The organism is Thiocapsa bogorovii (genome assembly GCF_021228795.1).
Classification (GTDB): domain Bacteria; phylum Pseudomonadota; class Gammaproteobacteria; order Chromatiales; family Chromatiaceae; genus Thiocapsa; species Thiocapsa bogorovii.
On the sequence record NZ_CP089309.1, the window covers coordinates 73,517 to 88,768 of the forward strand.

Sequence of the window (15,252 nt, forward strand, 5' to 3'; positions counted from 1 at the left end):
AATGACCCCGAGATGCTCCACGGGATCATTGGCCGGTTGAGCGATCAACTGGCGCAATCCGAACGCGAGCGAGCCGAACAGTCGCTGCAGTTGGAACAGCACTCCAATACCCTGCAACAGCAGACCCGGCGTATTGACCAGTTGCTCGAGTACATCGAGCTGTTGCGGCGCAAGCGCTTCGGCCGCAGTGCCGATCGCATCCCCGAGAGTCAGCTCGGGCTGTTTGACGAGACCGAGCTCGAGGCGCTGATCGCCGAACTGGAAGCCGAGCTGCCGGCCGACACCGCGCCGCCGGCGACACCCGCCGAAGACACCCTCGCGCCGCCCAAGGGCAAGCCGGTGCGCCGGCCGCTGCCGAGCCATCTGCCGCGGGTCGAGCGTATCCTGGATCTGCCCGAGGCGGAGAAAGCCGCCATGGGCGAGGATTGGGTCTTGATCGGCTACGACAGCTCCGAGCAACTGGCGGTCATCCCCCGCCAGACCTACGTCATCGAATACAAGCGCGCCAAATACGTTGCCCGTAACGAAGATGTGCCGGGCGCGGAGGTCGGGGTGAAGATCGCCCCGCGTCCGGCGCAGATCATCCCCAAATCCATCGCCCACAGCTCATTGCTGGCCTCCATCGTGACGGCCAAGTTCGTCGATGCCCTGCCGCTGTATCGTCAGGAGACGATCTTCGCGCGCGAGGGCATCGCGCTCGGGCGCCAAACCATGGCGGGCTTGCTCATCCAACTGCAGGTTCCGCTGCAACCCGTCGCCGCGGCGCTGAAAGACCTGCTGCGCCGGGGAGCGGTGGTGCATATCGACGAGACGCCGGTGCAGGTCCTGCGCGAGCCCGGACGCGAGGATACCCAAGACTCCTACATGTGGGTGTTTTGCGGCGGGCCGCCGGGCACACCGGTGCGCTGGTTCGAGTATGCCCCGAGCCGGGCCGCGGAAGTCCCTCGTCGGGTGCTGTTCGCGAGCGACGTCGATCCGCCGCCGCTGCCGTTGTATCTGCAATCCGACGGCTACGGCGCCTATGGTGTCCTCGCCGCTGCGCCCGGAGTCATCGGCCATGCCGGGTGCTGGGCGCACGTGCGACGCAAGTTCGTCGATGCCGCCAACGGGCGCAACGCCGGTGCCGCGCAGCAGATGGTGGCCCTGATCGGGGAGCTCTATGCGCGGTGGAGCGGCGCCTGCGCGACGCCGATCCCCAGACCCGGCTGCGCGGGCGTGCCGAGCACAGCAGGGCGATCCTCATGCGCATCCGCCGGTGGCTCGATCGCACCGCCACCCGCGTGCTTCCCAAAAGCCTGCTCGGCGAGGCCATCGGCTATGCCCTCGGCCAATGGCCGATCCTCATCACCTTTCTCGAGGACGGGCACCTGGAGATCGACAACAACATCGCCGAGAACGCCATCCGGCCCTTTGTGGTCGGGAGAAAGAACTGGCTCTTCGCCGGCAGTCCCAAGGGCGCCGAAACCAGCGCGCTGCTCTACAGCCTGATCGAAACCGCCAAGGCCAATGGCCTGGAGCCTTGGGCCTACCTCAACCACCTCTTCGAGCACCTGCCCGGTGCCAAGTCCCCCGAGGCGGTCGCGGCGCTGCTGCCGCACAATCTGAAAATGGACGACCTCAAAAGGGAAGGGTCAATCCGGTAGTTCGCCGGACGCTTACGCCGCCTCGGCACAAGGCGTCGGCGGGGCGATGGATCGTCTGGCCGATCACTATCTGGACATGGCCGAGCAACTGCTGCCGGTGATCGAGGGCGATGCGGGACGCGGGGCGGAGTTCATGCTCAACCGCGGGGTGTCGATGAAGCTCGCCGATGTGGTGGAGTAACATGAAGACGTTCGACGTCGGTCGCGTCGATCGCGCTCCGCAACCCGCCCACCGAGGGTCCATCCCCGCATGTCCCGCCTCGTCATGCACGTCGATCTCGACGCCTTCTACGCCGCCGTCGAGCAACGCGATCACCCCGCTTGGCACGGACTGCCCATGGTCGTCGGCGCCGAGCCCGGTCGGCGCGGCGTGGTCGCGACCTGCTCCTACGAGGCACGCCGCTTCGGCGTGCACTCGGCCATGCCGATCGCCGAGGCGGTGCGTCGTCTGCCGGCGGATGCGGTCTACGTGCGCCCGGACATGGCACGCTATGCCGAGGTGTCGCGGGAAATCATGCGGGTGCTTGGCACCCTCTCCCCATTGGTCGAGCCGGTCTCGATCGACGAGGCCTACCTGGATGTCTCCGGATTGGAGCGCCTGATCGGTCCGCCCGAGGTCGTCGCACGGCGCACCAAGGCGGCTATTCACGAGGCAGTCGGCCTGACCGCCTCGGTGGGCATCGGTCCGAACCGCCTGATCGCCAAACTGGCCTCGGACGCCCGCAAGCCGGATGGACTGCTGGTGGTGCGCCCCGAGGAGGTCCGCGCCTTCCTGGATCCGATGCCGCTCGCCGCCCTGCGCGGCGTCGGCGCCGTGACGGCCCGACGACTCGAACGGGCCGGCTTGCGGACGGTCGGCGACGTGCGCTCCCGGCCGCTGGAGGAACTGCGCCGACGCTTGGGCGCACGCACCGGCACCCAGGTTCACCTGCAGTCGAACGGCATCGCCGACGACCGGGTCCATCCGGCCACCGAACGGCAATCGATCTCCAAGGAGACGACCTTCGCCGAGGATGTCGTAGACACCGAGGTGCTGCGCGACACCCTGCGTTGGGCGGCGCAGGAGGTCGGCTACCTGGCCCGAGCCATCGCACGCAAGGGTACGCTGGTCACCTTGAAGATCCGCCTGCATCCCTTCGAGACCCATACCCGCTCCCGGACCCTGGCGGCACCGACCGCGGACGATCGGGTCATCTTCGACACGGCGTGGGACCTGTACCGGGCCGACACGCATGCCGGTCGCGCGGTGCGGCTGATCGGTCTGGGGCTCTCCGGCTGGGCGCAGGCGCCCGCGCAGCCAGATCTCTTCGCGGACCTGGATCCCCGCAAGGCCGATCACGCGGATGATCGTCTCGACGCGACGCTCGATGCGATCCGACGTCGGTTCGGCAGGCACTGCATTCAGCGCGGGCTCTTGCGGCGGCCATAGCGATACCGGGCGTCCTTACATCGGCCAACAGCGGTCACCATTGCGTCCGCCGAGATGAGATGCGACCACCGCGTCCCGGCGATCCGGCCTTCCGAAAACCCTGGATCCGATGACGCCTTCATGAACTACCAGCCGGTGTCGGCACATCGCCGCCGGGTTCATCCCTCAAGGGATGTAGCCCGGGGCGTTGGGGCCCAGGTTCTTCTCGTCCTCAAGGGCCGCATCGCGCGGGTCGACAATAGCGTCGGGGGCTCCGCCCTCGTCCGTGATCCCATCACCCAGATCCTGGACATTGTCGATGCCCGGGTAAGTCCGGCCCTGCGGATCCTCATCGATAAACTGGCGGACGTCCACGTCGATCCCATCGGTGATGACCTCCTCGTCGGCGGGGGCGGCAAGCGCGATCGCCAACAGCACTGGGCCGATGATCACGATTGGAAGGTTCTTGGGGTTCACGTTGTACCTCGCGGATGGAATATTCCAGGGGAAGAGACTGCATCCTATCGAGACGACATACAACAGGCTGCGTCCGATAGGTCCCGCAGCAGGCTGATCCATAAGAACCGAGGCGACCGGATACAATCGATGGTTCGCGGCCCAGGGTCGGTTTTCGGGCGCATGGTCCATCCGGGTAATCCCGACCGGGCCGACCACTGTGGCTGTTCAAGCCGCCCCGCGAACCGCGCCGAATCTTCGACCTCACCCTGGATTCGGTGCAGACCTCCAGCGGGACGGTCGCGATTGACGCCACCGATGGGGGCGATCGCGAGCAGCTCGTGGCACGATCGCCGCCGGTGCGCGGCGATCATCGACCAGGGGGCGAGTGGACCAGAGGCCGCTCGTTGGTGGCTTCACGACAGATCTCGCGGTCGTCTCGCACCGAGCCCGTTTGTCGGACTGACACATCATCGCTTGCTTCGCCAGGAATCAGCATCCTGATGTTAGGCTCCCTGGCCCGGCCGATGGTCTGAGCGCAGACCGCCCTCACCCAAAATGCTCGCGAGCCGCCCCCGGCGCAGCGCCACCGGCACTCACTTCCAAAGGAGTTCGAACAAAATGAAGCCAGGTCCCCGTATCGGTCTCCCGCTTCTGCTCTCGATCGTTCTTGGCCCTGTGTGGGCCGAGTCCCAGACCAGCCTCGGCGAGCAGATCGCCCAGCAGGGTACGCCCAAGGGGGTCGCACCCTGCATAGCCTGCCACGGGCCGGACGGGGGCGGCATGGCGCCGACTGCCTATCCGCGGATCGCCGGGCTCGACGCGGCTTACATGACCAAGCAACTGGCCGACTTTCGCGCCGGAACGCGCGAAAACCCCATCATGATGCCGATGGCGAAGAGCCTCACGGAGGAGGAGATCGCCGCCGTTTCCGCTTATTACGCGGGTCTGCCGATCCCCGCACCGGCTGTGCAGCCGCCGGCGGGCGCCGTCAAGAAGACAGCGGAGGACCTGGCTCAATGGGGCGACTGGACCGGCCGCGGCCTGCCCGCCTGCGCCCAATGCCACGCGCCCGGCGGCAACGGTATCGGGGCGCACTTTCCCGGCATCGCCGCTCAGCAGGCAAGCTATATCAAGGCCCAGCTACTGGCCTGGCAGTCGGGGACACGGGCCAACGACCCGTTGGGGCTGATGAAGTCCGTCGCCGCCCGACTGACCGCGGACGAGATCGAAGCGCTCTCCGCTTACTACGCCGCCCAGGCCGGCGCCGCGCCGGCACCGGCGATCAACACCCCGGCGCCGCCCCCGGCAGATGCAGAGGTAGCGAAAGCAAGGGTCACCACCGGGCCCGTTGCGGACCATGGCGCGACGCCGCCCGGGCGGGAGCCGGGCGACTCGGGCTACTTCAAGTCGCCGTCGCGGGACGCCTTCCCCGAAGGCCCCTTCGGCGAGGCGGTCCGACAGGGACAGGCCATCTTCCAGAACACCAACACCCACCCCGCCTCGGGTCAATACGTTGGCAACCAGCAGGCCTGTGGCAATTGTCATCTCGACGCCGGTCGTCTGGCCGGGTCCGCGCCCCTGTGGGCCGCCTGGGTCGCCTATCCCGCCTATCGCTCCAAGACCAAGAAGGTCGACAGCTTCATCGAGCGCGTCCAGGGCTGCTTCGAGTACTCCATGAACGCTCAGGCGTCCGCGGCGGGCGGGCCGCCGGCCGCGGACAGTGACACTAGTGTCTCCCTGGCCGCCTACAGTTTCTGGCTCGCCAAGGGCGCGCCCACGGGCGACGACACCCTGCCCGGTCGCGGCTACCCGCCCCTGAAGGAGACCGACCAAGGCTTCGACCCCTCCCGCGGACGAGCGGTTTACGCGGCCAAGTGCGCCCTGTGTCATGGGGAGGATGGGAAGGGGTCGCGAACGCCCGGGCCGGAACCCTGTTCCCGCCGCTCTGGGGCGCCGGATCCTACAACTGGGGTGCGGGCATGCACAAGGTGGATACCGCGGGGGCCTTCATCCGGCACAACATGCCCCTGGGGCTGGACGACGCCCTCACCGACCAGGAGGCCTGGGACGCAGCGGCCTACATCAACTCGCACGAACGCCCTCAGGACCCGCGCTTTACCGGCGACCTGCAGGAGACCGCCGAGCGGTTCCATAAGAGCAAGTTCAGCCTCTACGGCAAGGCGGAGGGCGCCGGTGGGGCCCTCCTGGGGGAGCAGCCAGCCCAACCCGCCGCTGGGTCGGCGCGTTAGGACCGGGCCTCCAGCCGGATCGTCCGTTCTTCTGGCAGTCCGACCGCTACTGGCTGCGCGCCCTGGCCGCTTACGACACCGAAGCCGCCCGAGCGCATTCGGGCGAATCATGGACACTCTGCGGTCGCATGACGGCCTGAGCAGCTGAACCCGCGATCTGCGCAGCGGCGACGCCCACGATACGATGACGCTGGCGGGTCCTCCGAGAGTGCGCGGTGATCGGCGCCGTCGAGAAACGATCCGACGGCGGGACGGGCGCTCGGCGACACGCCGGGTCGAGGTTAAACCGGGCTGCCGGAACGCATGTGGCTGAAGAAGCTCCGAAGGCCGGCAGTGGTGTTTGTTCGGCAGGCGCCGGCGACGCAGACCACTCGCAATCGGCATCGGCGGGACATCAATTTGCCGGATTATGGCGAGACGTGCGCGAGGAGGGCGTCGAGGCGGTCCAGACGGCCTGCGGCGATCTCACACGGAAGACCTAACGCCGATCACATCGAAGATGGATTGCCGACTGCAGCCCGTTCGGGCTTCGCTCCTTTGTCCCAGTAAGGCATGAGAAAGCCCAGAGTAATTTGTGGCTACGTCTGTGGGCATGGAAGCTCTTGAACTATTATTTTATCTTAAAATCAAGTGATTAAATTATAATAGTGGCGGAGAGGGAGGGATTCGAACCCTCGATAGGCTGTTAACCTATACACACTTTCCAGGCGTGCTCCTTAAGCCACTCGGACACCTCTCCACGGGGGTTTCGCGCATCAAGCCTGGGGACGATTCTTGGATCGCCCGACGCGATGATCCGCGAGCCGCGTAGAGTACAGGAAGGCGCGATCGCGTTCAAATCCCGCTTGAAAAATCGGGATGGACGCGGGGTCGGCGGCGGGACAGGTCCTGTCCGAAATCCACCGAGAGAGACGTCCACAAGAACATGGTTTCCCGAAAGGTTTCAGGGCATCGGGCGATGGCCGATGCTGCCGATCGCTACCGCCTTTATCAGCTCGCTGTCCAGAACCCGCGGACGGAGATCGATTTCGTCGACCGGACCTTTCGGCAAATGCGCGGGCGAAGCGCGCGCATGCTGCGGGAGGATTTTTGCGGGACCGCGGCGGTGTGCTGCGAATGGGTGGGTCGGCGCAAGCGCAATCGGGCATGCGGGATCGACCTGGACGCCGATGTCCTGTCCTGGGGGCAACGCCACAATCTGGCGGCGCTGGATGCGGCCGCTCGGGCGCGCGTCGCATTGCTCGAGGGAGATGTCCGCGAGGTCGAGACGCCCTCCCCCGATATCGTCTTGGCGATGAATTGCAGCTACTGGCTGCTCCGCGAACGCGGCCATCTGCTGCGCTATTTCGAGCGAGTCCGCGACGCCTTGGCTGTGGGCGGCATCTTTTTTCTCGACGCGTTCGGAGGTTACGACACCTTTCGCCTGCTCACCGAGGAGCGACGTGTGGAGGATCCTCAGGGCGGCGGCTTTACCTACATCTGGGAGCAGGCGCTCTACGATCCCGTGACCGGCAGACTGGTCTGCCATATTCATTTTCGGTTCGATGACGGATCGGAATGGCCGCGTGCCTTCAGCTACGACTGGCGGCTGTGGACCTTGCCGGAGATCCGCGAGTTGTTGGCGGCGGCTGGTTTTCCGCGCGTGATGGTGTACTGGCAGGGGTGGGATGCGCACGGCAAGCCGGACGGTGTCTTCGTGCCGGTCGAAAGCGGGGAGCCGGACGCGGGGTGGATCGCTTATCTGACCGCGGAAAAATAGGCACCGTCCTGCGGCAATGACGGAAGCCGCGCATCCCGTAGCTTGAGGTGTGGTCGCGATCCGGGCCTGCAGCGGCCGGTTTTGCGGGGAACCCTGCAGGATCAGGTGACGATGCGCAAACGGACCTCGTCGAAACGCGACACGACAAAGTCGGCAACGCTCTCGGGTGTGTTGAGGGGGAGCACGACGAGCGGTGGCTCGATTTCGAGGGGGACGTCGGTGGCCACGGCGATGATGCTCGGATCACCGGGGTAGAGCGGCGCTTCCCCGGTGGCCGGTCGATGGACCTCGATCTTCGGATAGTCCGCATGCTTGAAGCCTTCCACGAGGACCAGATCGAGCCGGTCGAGCTCGAATCGCGAGAGCATCCGGTACAGATCCGGATCCTCGTCCTGAACCGGATTCTGAACCTGCAACGCCCAGCGAGCCTTGGAGGTCAGCAGGGTCTGTTGTGCACCGGCCTCGCGCACCTGGTAGCTGTCTTTGCCGGGCACGTCCAGGTCGAAGCGATGATGGGCATGTTTGAGGTAGCCGACACGCAAACCACGATCCCCGAGGACGGCGACAACACGTCGAACCAAGGTGGTCTTACCCATCCCGCTCGGGGCGACGAATCCGACCACGGGAATCATTGTCTCGCCCATCGGGTGGCTCCTCGGTACGCGTCGGGGGACGGCATCGCCTCTTCGGGGCGCGCCTGTTTGCGGGCATTCTATACCGAGCACACGCGGGTTTTTCGCCACATTGCAGGGCCCGCGCTCGCCATGAACGCGTGAGTCCAGTCCACGCCTTGGACATTTTTCGAAGGCCGGCGCAGAATGTTGCAGAGAAACGGTCGGCTCGCATTTCCGGTCACGGCCGTCACAGCGCACCACCGCGCGCCCCTCGCCAAATCCGATCCCTCGACGACATCGCGCCGAAGAAAAGACTTCCTAATCCATGGCTCAATACATCTTTACAATGAATCGGGTCGGCAAGATCGTGCCGCCCAAGCGCGTCATCCTGCGCGACATCTCTCTGTCCTTTTTCCCCGGCGCCAAGATCGGAGTGATCGGGCTGAACGGCTCGGGTAAATCGACCCTGCTGAAGATCATGGCGGGTCTCGACACCGAGATCGAGGGCGAGGCGCGGCCTCAGCCCGGCATCAAGATCGGCTTCCTGTCGCAAGAGCCCGGACTCGATCCGACCAAGAACGTGCGCGGCAATGTCGAAGAGGCGCTTGGCCACATCACCGCGGCCTTGGAGCGGCTCGATGCGGTCTATGCGGCTTATGCGGAGCCGGATGCGGATTTCGATGCCCTCGCGAAGGAACAGGCCGAGCTCGAGAACCTGATCGAGGCCACCGACGGGCATAACCTCGAGCGGACGCTCGAGGTCGCCGCCGATGCACTTCGCCTTCCGCCCTGGGACGCCGACGTGACCAAGCTCTCCGGCGGCGAGCGCCGCCGGGTCGCGCTTTGCCGGCTGCTGCTGTCCAAGCCCGACATGCTGCTGCTCGACGAGCCCACCAACCATCTGGACGCCGAATCGGTCGCCTGGCTCGAACGCTTCCTGCACGAGTACCCCGGCACCGTCGTGGCCGTCACCCATGACCGTTACTTTTTAGACAACGTCGCCGGTTGGATCCTGGAGCTCGACCGCGGTCACGGCATCCCCTGGGAGGGCAATTATTCTTCCTGGCTGGAGCAGAAGGAGCAGCGCCTGGAGTTGGAGCAGAAGCAGGAACAGGCCCGCATCAAGTCCATGAAGCACGAATTGGAATGGGTACGCTCGAACCCGAAGGGACGCCACGCCAAGAGCAAGGCCCGTATGGCCCGGTTCGACGAATTGCAGTCGCAGGAATTCCAGGCCCGCAACGAGACCAACGAGATCTACATCCCGCCGGGTCCGCGCCTGGGTGACCTGGTGATCGAGGCCGAAGGTCTGAAGAAGGCGTACGGCGACAATCTGCTCTACGACAATCTCTCGTTCACTCTGCCGAAAGGCGGCATCGTGGGCATCATCGGCCCGAACGGGGCCGGTAAGACGACTCTTTTCCGCATCCTGACCGGTCAAGAGACACCCGATGCGGGCAACCTGCGCATCGGCGAGACGGTGAAGATCGCCTACGTCGATCAAAGCCGCGATTCGCTCGACAACAGCAAGACCGTCTGGGAAGAAATCTCCGACGGGGCCGACAATATCGTGGTCGGTCGCTACGAGATGTCCTCGCGCGCCTATTGCAGCCGCTTCAACTTCAAGAGCACCGATCAGCAAAAGCGCATCGGCGATCTCTCCGGCGGCGAGCGCAACCGAGTGCATCTATCGAAACTCTTGAAGAGCGGCGGCAACCTGCTTCTGCTCGACGAGCCCACCAACGATCTCGACGTCGAGACCCTGCGTGCGCTCGAAGAGGCCCTGCTGACCTTCCCCGGCTGCGCGGTGGTCATCAGCCATGATCGCTGGTTTCTGGATCGCATCGCGACGCACATCCTCGCCTTCGAAGGCGACTCTCAGGTGACGTGGTTCGAGGGCAACTATGCCGACTACGAGGCCGATCGGCATCGGCGCCTGGGTACCGAGGCGGATCAGCCGCACCGACTCAAGTATCGGAGGCTCAGCGCCTAGACGGCCAAGGGGCCTTCCGCGCTTGACCATGAGTCCGCGTCTGAACCGTTTTATTCGGTATCCCTGGAGACCCTGGCAGGGTGTTCCCGCCTCGACGCGCTCGGCCACCCGAGGCTTTCTGATCGCACTGAGCGGCAGCCTCCTGACCTTGGGTTTGTTGGCCTGGGACCTTCGCGAGCGGATGTCTACGGTCCCGAGCGATGCGAGCAGGCCAACTGCCGAGCACGGGTTCTCGCTGGCCTTGGCACTGGTCGTCACGGTCGCAACGATCACGATCGTTCTTCTCTTCTACTTGCGTTTCCGCGCCCTCGCCCGCGCAGAGCTGCGCGACTTGGCCGATCTGGACGCTGCCGGCGAGACCTTGCGCGCTCTGCTCGGGACCGTCTCGCACGGGGTGATCCTGACCGACCTCGAGGGTCGGATTCGCTTGTTCAATCCGGCCGCGGAGATCCTCTTCGGGCGCCTCTGCGAGGAGACCCTGGCCTTACCGATCGAGATCCTGATTCCGGATCTGCGACTGTCGGAGGCTATCGAGAGCACCCGCGCCAGCCCCGGACTCGGATCGCAGGTGCTGCACCTCTCGGGCGTGCGCGCAGACGATCGGCAGTTCCCGATGCGCTTGCTGACCCGGTCTCTGACGCTGGACGGGGAGGATTTCCGACTGCTGATCGCCGAAGACATGACCGACCTCGAGCGCAGCGAGCAACGCATGGAATTTCTCGAGCAGCGCGATCCGCTGACAGGGCTTCAAAACCGCCCGACCTTGGAGCGCATCCTCGGTGCCGTGACGCCGCTGCGCGGCAAGAATCCCAAGCACGCACTCTGCTTGATCGATATCGACCGATTCAAGGTGATCAACGACACCTTCGGTCACGCCGCCGGCAACAAGGTTCTCGAACAGCTCGGGCAGATCGCCAAAACGAAGCTGGGCGCGGCAACCGCTCTGGCCCGCTTGAGCGGAGACGAGATCGTCGCACTCTTCGTCGGCGATGCGGCAAGCCAGGCGAAGGAGCTCTGCGAAGATCTGATTCGCACCACTCGCAACTTTCTCTTCACTTGGCAAGAACGCTCATTCGACATCACGCTCAGTATCGGCTTGGTCGTATTCGACCCTGCGAGGGTCAGCGCCGTCGATGCGCTCGGACAGGCCGATATCGCCTGCCGCGCCGCCAAGCAACAGGGTCGGGATCGGATTCATATCTACGGCCATCGCGATGCCGAGAGCATCCGTCATCGCGGAGATCTAGCCCTCCTGCCGGTCATCGGTCGTGCTCTGAGCGACGGGCGATTTCGGATCATGGCTCAGCCGATCAAACCGCTCAGCGGTAACGATCAGCCGATCCACTACGAGATCCTGGTGCGAATGCAGGACGAGAAGGGCAATGCCGTCGTGCCGGACACCTTCATCCCAGCGGCCGAGCGTCACATCCTCATGCCGACGATCGACCGATGGATCGTCACGCATGTCTTCTCCCACCAGTCCGAGCAACTTGCCGCCTGGCACAAGGCGGTTCCGGATCGCTTCATGCTGGCGATCAACCTGTCCGGAACCACGCTGATGGACGACGGTTTCACCTCGTATCTCAAACGTCAATTCGCCGAGTACGAGATCCCTTACGCCAGCATCTGCTTCGAGATCACGGAGACCGCCGCCGTGGCGGATTTACGCCGCGCACGCACCTTCATGCAGGAGATGCGTGCACTCGGAACATCCTTTGCGGTCGACGATTTCGGGACGGGCTTCGCCTCCTATGCCTATCTGAAGTTCCTGCCGGTGGACTACCTCAAAATCGACGGGAGTTTCGTGCGCAATCTTGAAACCGACCCTGTCGATCGTGCGCTCGTCTCGTCCATCAACCATATCGGACATGTTCTGGGCATGAAGACGATCGCCGAATGGGCGGAGACCCCGGAGCTGATCGAACGACTTCGCGCGATGGGCGTGGACTATGCGCAGGGCTTCGGGGTCGGACGACCGTTGCGGCTGGAGGATCTTCGGCTGCATCGCGCGTTGAGACAAGATGCAGCCGTGCAGCCTCGGGCAGACGCCCTCGCTCGCGCGGTCGTGCTCTGAACCCGACGGGCGACGAGGCCATCCGCCGAGCGGCGGATGTCACCGAACAAGACGGACAGCAACATGGGCGCCAAGAAACGACTCCTAGAACGCGCCGAGACCCTTTTGGAGCGTCTCGCGATCCTGCTGCCGGCGGGGACCGAACCCCCGGACTGGACCGCTCACGCCTTTCGGTGGCGCCGGCGCGGCGATCGCGGCTGGCTGCAGGCGGTGCCCGCCCCGCATCGAATCGACCTCGACGACCTCCTCTGTCTGGATCGACAGAAGGCCGAGATCGAGCGCAATACGGCGCAGTTTCTCGCCGGTCGCGGGGCCAACAACGTCCTGCTGTGGGGGTCGCGCGGGACCGGAAAATCATCGCTGATCAAAGCCGTCTTCAATGCGCTGCGCGACCGCGGACTGCGTCTGATCGAGGTCGACAAGGACGACCTTATTCAACTTCCCGAAATCCTGGAGCTGATTCGCGACCGCCCCGAGCGCTTCATCCTCTTCTGCGACGACCTTTCATTCGAGGCCAGCGAATCCGGCTACAAGGCCCTCAAAGCCGCCTTGGACGGCTCGATTACAGCGACCCCCGAGAACTTGCTCATCTACGCGACATCGAACCGTCGTCATCTGCTGCCGGAGATGCAGTCAGAGAACCGAGAGGCCCGTCTCGTCGACGGCGAGCTGCATCATGGCGAATCGGTCGAGGAGAAGATCTCGCTCTCCGATCGGTTCGGGCTCTGGGTCGCCTTTCACCCGTTCAGCCAGGCCCAGTACCTCGCCCTCGTGCACCACTGGCTCGCCCGTCTCCCCGACGCACCCGAAACGGCCACAACCGAAGGACGCGAGACGCTCGAGCGCGCTGCGCTGCAGTGGGCCTTGCGACGTGGCTCGCGCAGCGGTCGCACGGCATGGCAGTTCGCACGCGATTGGTCCGGGCGTGAGTGACCGTTGCACGATCCGCATGCATGCACGCCTCGGCCAGTTCGGCTGCCCTCGAGCGCATCAACCTAAGCGCCTGTAGGGAAAACAAAGCCCCGAACTCCGGGACGGCCGCACACTGATGGAAATCGAAGCTGTCGCCGACGCCGAGGTCGTCGCGGCCGAGATCGACGCGGATTCGGCTTGGTCTGTCCGACGGCTGCGGACTTCGGGACCGACATCAGGCAAACTCGGGCAGCGGCGATCCTGCCGCCTTCATCGGAGCACCCATCATGTTTGGACGCGGACTTCTGGGGGTGGCGTTGATCGTGATCGCGACGGCTTCCTCGGCACTCGGCAGCGATGGATTGGTGGTGTCGACGAGCCCGCACGGAGTCGCCAAGACAGCGGACCGCGCCGAGTCGGCCATCACCGAGCGCGGTCTTGGGATCTTTGCGCGCATCGATCACGCAGCTGGGGCACGTCAGGCGGAGCTGGAGCTGCCTCCGACCGAGCTGCTGATCTTCGGGAACCCGAAAGCCGGTACACGACTCATGCAGTGCAGTGCGACGGTCGCGATCGATCTGCCGCTGAAGCTGCTGATTTGGGAAGGCGCAGACGGCGTCACGCAGATCGCCTACAACGCGCCGGTTTGGCTCGATGCACGACATGGACTCGGCGATTGTGCGGCAGTGCTGGGGAACATCGAAAAGATGCTCTCCGAGATCGCCGCGGCCGCTGCAGAGTAAGCGGGCGGACCGCATCGGAGCACGTGTCTAGGGGCGGTGAAGATTCGACGTCTGGACCCGACAGCCTGGTGCGCCTCGGAACTGAACGCGACCGGAGCACGCCGGCGGAACTCAAACCATGACGTCACAGGATCAACGCCGGGAGACGGCTCCGCGCCTCTGGGAGATTGTCCCGATCGGCGAGTATGCGGTTCCGAGCACCCTCGACTCGACAACCGTCCGGAAGAAATGGTCGGCGCTCGGACGCGTGTTCGGAATGGGCTCCAAAAAGGCTCAATCGCCCTTGCGGGCCGAGACGGATTTGCGGGCCCTCCCTCAGATGAAGCTGGAACATCTCTCGCCTCCGATCGACTGGTCGCCCGGCGCGGCGGCGCTTGACGATGCCCTCGCGGATTGGCCAACGGAGGGGGACACCGGCGTCCGGGTTTTAGTCGGTCAGCCCTTCGGCGGTCACGCCGAGATCCTGGAGCAGTGGGCCCTCGCGCGCGGGGCGTCCGTCATCCTGCCGCCGAGCCCTGAGGCGATCCTAGCGAGCGACACACGTCTGCTCGATGACTGGTTGAGCCGAGCGGATGCGCAGCCGGATTGCCTCTGGGTCTTGCCGCGCTTGGAGCACTTGTACTTCCGTCACGCCGGCGGGTTGCGGTTGGCACGACGTCTGTTCGAGTTGGCGTTCGCGGGTCGCCTGGGTCGGGGGCTAATCGGCTGCGACAGTTGGGCCTGGGCCTATCTGCAAAGGATCTGGCCGTTTCCAGGGATCAAGGTACTGACCCTGCAGGGGTTCGACGGACGCAGTCTCGGAATGTATTTTCTCGAATCGGCGCTCGCCGATCTCAACAACCGGGTGCGCTTTTGTAACGCCAAGACTGGGGAGACGCTGCTACCCGATCCGGACGCTGACTCGGAGCGCGACGCGTCGGACCAGGATGAGTTTCCGGTCAGTGGCGAGCTCAGACGCTTGGCCGCGCATTGCCGCGGCAATCTCGGCATCGCCCGCACTTACTGGCGTAGCCGACTGCGCGCGGAGCCGGACAACGACGAGGAGGAGGACGAGGACGCGATCGAAGATGCCGATGCCGATGGATCCGCGACGAACCCAGACGAGGAGACCGTCTGGCTAAGCACAGGCATCGAGGATCCTGTCCTCCCCGCCGAGACCGGCGAAGAGGTCGTCCTCGTTCTGCATGCGCTCTTGCTGCACAACGGCCCACCGGAGCGTGTGTTGCCGGAGCTGCTTCCGCTGTCGCATGACCGAATCCTTTCGATCCTGCTGAGGCTGAAGGATCTCGGTCTTGTCGAAGCGCGCAGCGACCGCTGGCGCATCTCCGCACTCGGTTATGCGACCGCCCGAGAGACCCTGCGTGCCCGGGGTTTTTTGATCGACGCCTTCTGAGCTCG

12 protein-coding genes, 1 tRNA gene and 2 pseudogenes are annotated in these 15,252 nt (G+C 64.9%); 12 read left to right on the plus strand and 3 right to left on the minus strand.

The annotated features are described in order from the left end of the window. Window positions 1-12 precede the first annotated feature (12 nt). The 5 genes and pseudogenes from tnpC to dinB form a co-directional block, all read left to right on the plus strand. Window positions 13-1,110, plus strand: a pseudogene (gene tnpC / locus LT988_RS00380) (IS66 family transposase); the annotation flags it as partial. A gap of 56 nt (window positions 1,111-1,166) precedes the next feature. Then, window positions 1,167-1,403 (plus strand): annotated as a pseudogene (locus LT988_RS25190) (IS66 family transposase); the annotation flags it as partial. Between the two features lie 9 nt (window positions 1,404-1,412). Continuing rightward, complete coding sequence (locus tag LT988_RS00385; protein WP_232408306.1) at window positions 1,413-1,643, plus strand: transposase domain-containing protein; 231 nt, start codon at window positions 1,413-1,415, stop codon at window positions 1,641-1,643. 46 nt (window positions 1,644-1,689) lie between these two features. Beyond that, window positions 1,690-1,824: a hypothetical protein gene (locus LT988_RS25195; protein ID WP_269752086.1), complete on the plus strand. Its 135-nt coding sequence runs from the start codon at window positions 1,690-1,692 to the stop codon at window positions 1,822-1,824. Window positions 1,825-1,893: 69 nt separating this feature from the next. Then, window positions 1,894-3,072, plus strand: a complete 1,179-nt coding sequence (gene dinB / locus LT988_RS00390; RefSeq protein WP_232408307.1) for a DNA polymerase IV — start codon at window positions 1,894-1,896, stop codon at window positions 3,070-3,072. Window positions 3,073-3,237: 165 nt separating this feature from the next. Here the strand turns inward: dinB and LT988_RS00395 are convergent, their stop codons facing one another. Then, a complete protein-coding gene (locus LT988_RS00395; protein ID WP_232408308.1) occupies window positions 3,238-3,528 on the minus strand; it encodes a hypothetical protein in 291 nt (96 codons plus the stop codon). A gap of 600 nt (window positions 3,529-4,128) precedes the next feature. Between LT988_RS00395 and LT988_RS00400 the strand changes: the two genes are divergently transcribed. Further along, a complete protein-coding gene (locus LT988_RS00400) occupies window positions 4,129-5,907 on the plus strand; it encodes a c-type cytochrome (RefSeq protein WP_232408309.1) in 1,779 nt (592 codons plus the stop codon). 500 nt (window positions 5,908-6,407) lie between these two features. Here LT988_RS00400 and LT988_RS00405 read toward each other — a convergent pair. Next, window positions 6,408-6,498 (minus strand) — tRNA-Ser (locus LT988_RS00405). A 219-nt stretch (window positions 6,499-6,717) separates the two neighbouring features. Between LT988_RS00405 and LT988_RS00410 the strand changes: the two genes are divergently transcribed. Continuing rightward, complete coding sequence (locus LT988_RS00410) at window positions 6,718-7,518, plus strand: class I SAM-dependent methyltransferase (RefSeq protein WP_232408310.1); 801 nt, start codon at window positions 6,718-6,720, stop codon at window positions 7,516-7,518. 101 nt (window positions 7,519-7,619) lie between these two features. Here LT988_RS00410 and mobB read toward each other — a convergent pair whose 3' ends face one another. Continuing rightward, on the minus strand, window positions 7,620-8,162 hold the full coding sequence (mobB, locus tag LT988_RS00415; protein ID WP_232408311.1) for a molybdopterin-guanine dinucleotide biosynthesis protein B: 543 nt from the start codon (window positions 8,160-8,162) through the stop codon (window positions 7,620-7,622). 295 nt (window positions 8,163-8,457) lie between these two features. Here mobB and ettA point away from each other — a divergent pair, with 295 nt between their 5' ends. From ettA to LT988_RS00440, 5 genes are all read left to right on the plus strand, one after another. After that, on the plus strand, window positions 8,458-10,125 hold the full coding sequence (ettA, locus tag LT988_RS00420) for an energy-dependent translational throttle protein EttA (RefSeq protein ID WP_232408312.1): 1,668 nt from the start codon (window positions 8,458-8,460) through the stop codon (window positions 10,123-10,125). Between the two features lie 28 nt (window positions 10,126-10,153). After that, window positions 10,154-12,199 (plus strand): putative bifunctional diguanylate cyclase/phosphodiesterase, encoded by a 2,046-nt coding sequence (locus LT988_RS00425; protein ID WP_232408313.1) that lies wholly within the window; start codon window positions 10,154-10,156, stop codon window positions 12,197-12,199. A 63-nt stretch (window positions 12,200-12,262) separates the two neighbouring features. Beyond that, window positions 12,263-13,132 carry an ATP-binding protein gene (locus LT988_RS00430; protein ID WP_408648095.1) on the plus strand — a complete coding sequence of 290 codons (870 nt, stop codon included), beginning with the start codon at window positions 12,263-12,265 and terminating at the stop codon, window positions 13,130-13,132. A gap of 266 nt (window positions 13,133-13,398) precedes the next feature. Then, window positions 13,399-13,854: a DUF302 domain-containing protein gene (locus LT988_RS00435; RefSeq protein ID WP_232408315.1), complete on the plus strand. Its 456-nt coding sequence runs from the start codon at window positions 13,399-13,401 to the stop codon at window positions 13,852-13,854. A gap of 118 nt (window positions 13,855-13,972) precedes the next feature. Then, entirely contained in the window at window positions 13,973-15,247 is a 1,275-nt protein-coding gene (locus LT988_RS00440; RefSeq protein WP_232408316.1) for a hypothetical protein, read from the plus strand. Window positions 15,248-15,252 lie beyond the last annotated feature (5 nt).

Excerpts from the sequence above, each read along its gene's own strand:
- ettA (WP_232408312.1), top strand. The coding sequence starts at position 8,458 with ATGGCTCAATACATCTTTACAATGAATCGGGTCGGCAAGATCGTGCCG.
- LT988_RS00425 (WP_232408313.1), top strand. The coding sequence starts at position 10,154 with ATGAGTCCGCGTCTGAACCGTTTTATTCGGTATCCCTGGAGACCCTGG.
- mobB (WP_232408311.1), bottom strand. The coding sequence starts at position 8,162 with ATGGGCGAGACAATGATTCCCGTGGTCGGATTCGTCGCCCCGAGCGGG.
- LT988_RS00435 (WP_232408315.1), top strand. The coding sequence starts at position 13,399 with ATGTTTGGACGCGGACTTCTGGGGGTGGCGTTGATCGTGATCGCGACG.
- LT988_RS25195 (WP_269752086.1), top strand. The coding sequence starts at position 1,690 with ATGGATCGTCTGGCCGATCACTATCTGGACATGGCCGAGCAACTGCTG.
- LT988_RS00440 (WP_232408316.1), top strand. The coding sequence starts at position 13,973 with ATGACGTCACAGGATCAACGCCGGGAGACGGCTCCGCGCCTCTGGGAG.
- LT988_RS00430 (WP_408648095.1), top strand. The coding sequence starts at position 12,263 with ATGGGCGCCAAGAAACGACTCCTAGAACGCGCCGAGACCCTTTTGGAG.
- LT988_RS00400 (WP_232408309.1), top strand. The coding sequence starts at position 4,129 with ATGAAGCCAGGTCCCCGTATCGGTCTCCCGCTTCTGCTCTCGATCGTT.
- LT988_RS00410 (WP_232408310.1), top strand. The coding sequence starts at position 6,718 with ATGGCCGATGCTGCCGATCGCTACCGCCTTTATCAGCTCGCTGTCCAG.
- dinB (WP_232408307.1), top strand. The coding sequence starts at position 1,894 with ATGTCCCGCCTCGTCATGCACGTCGATCTCGACGCCTTCTACGCCGCC.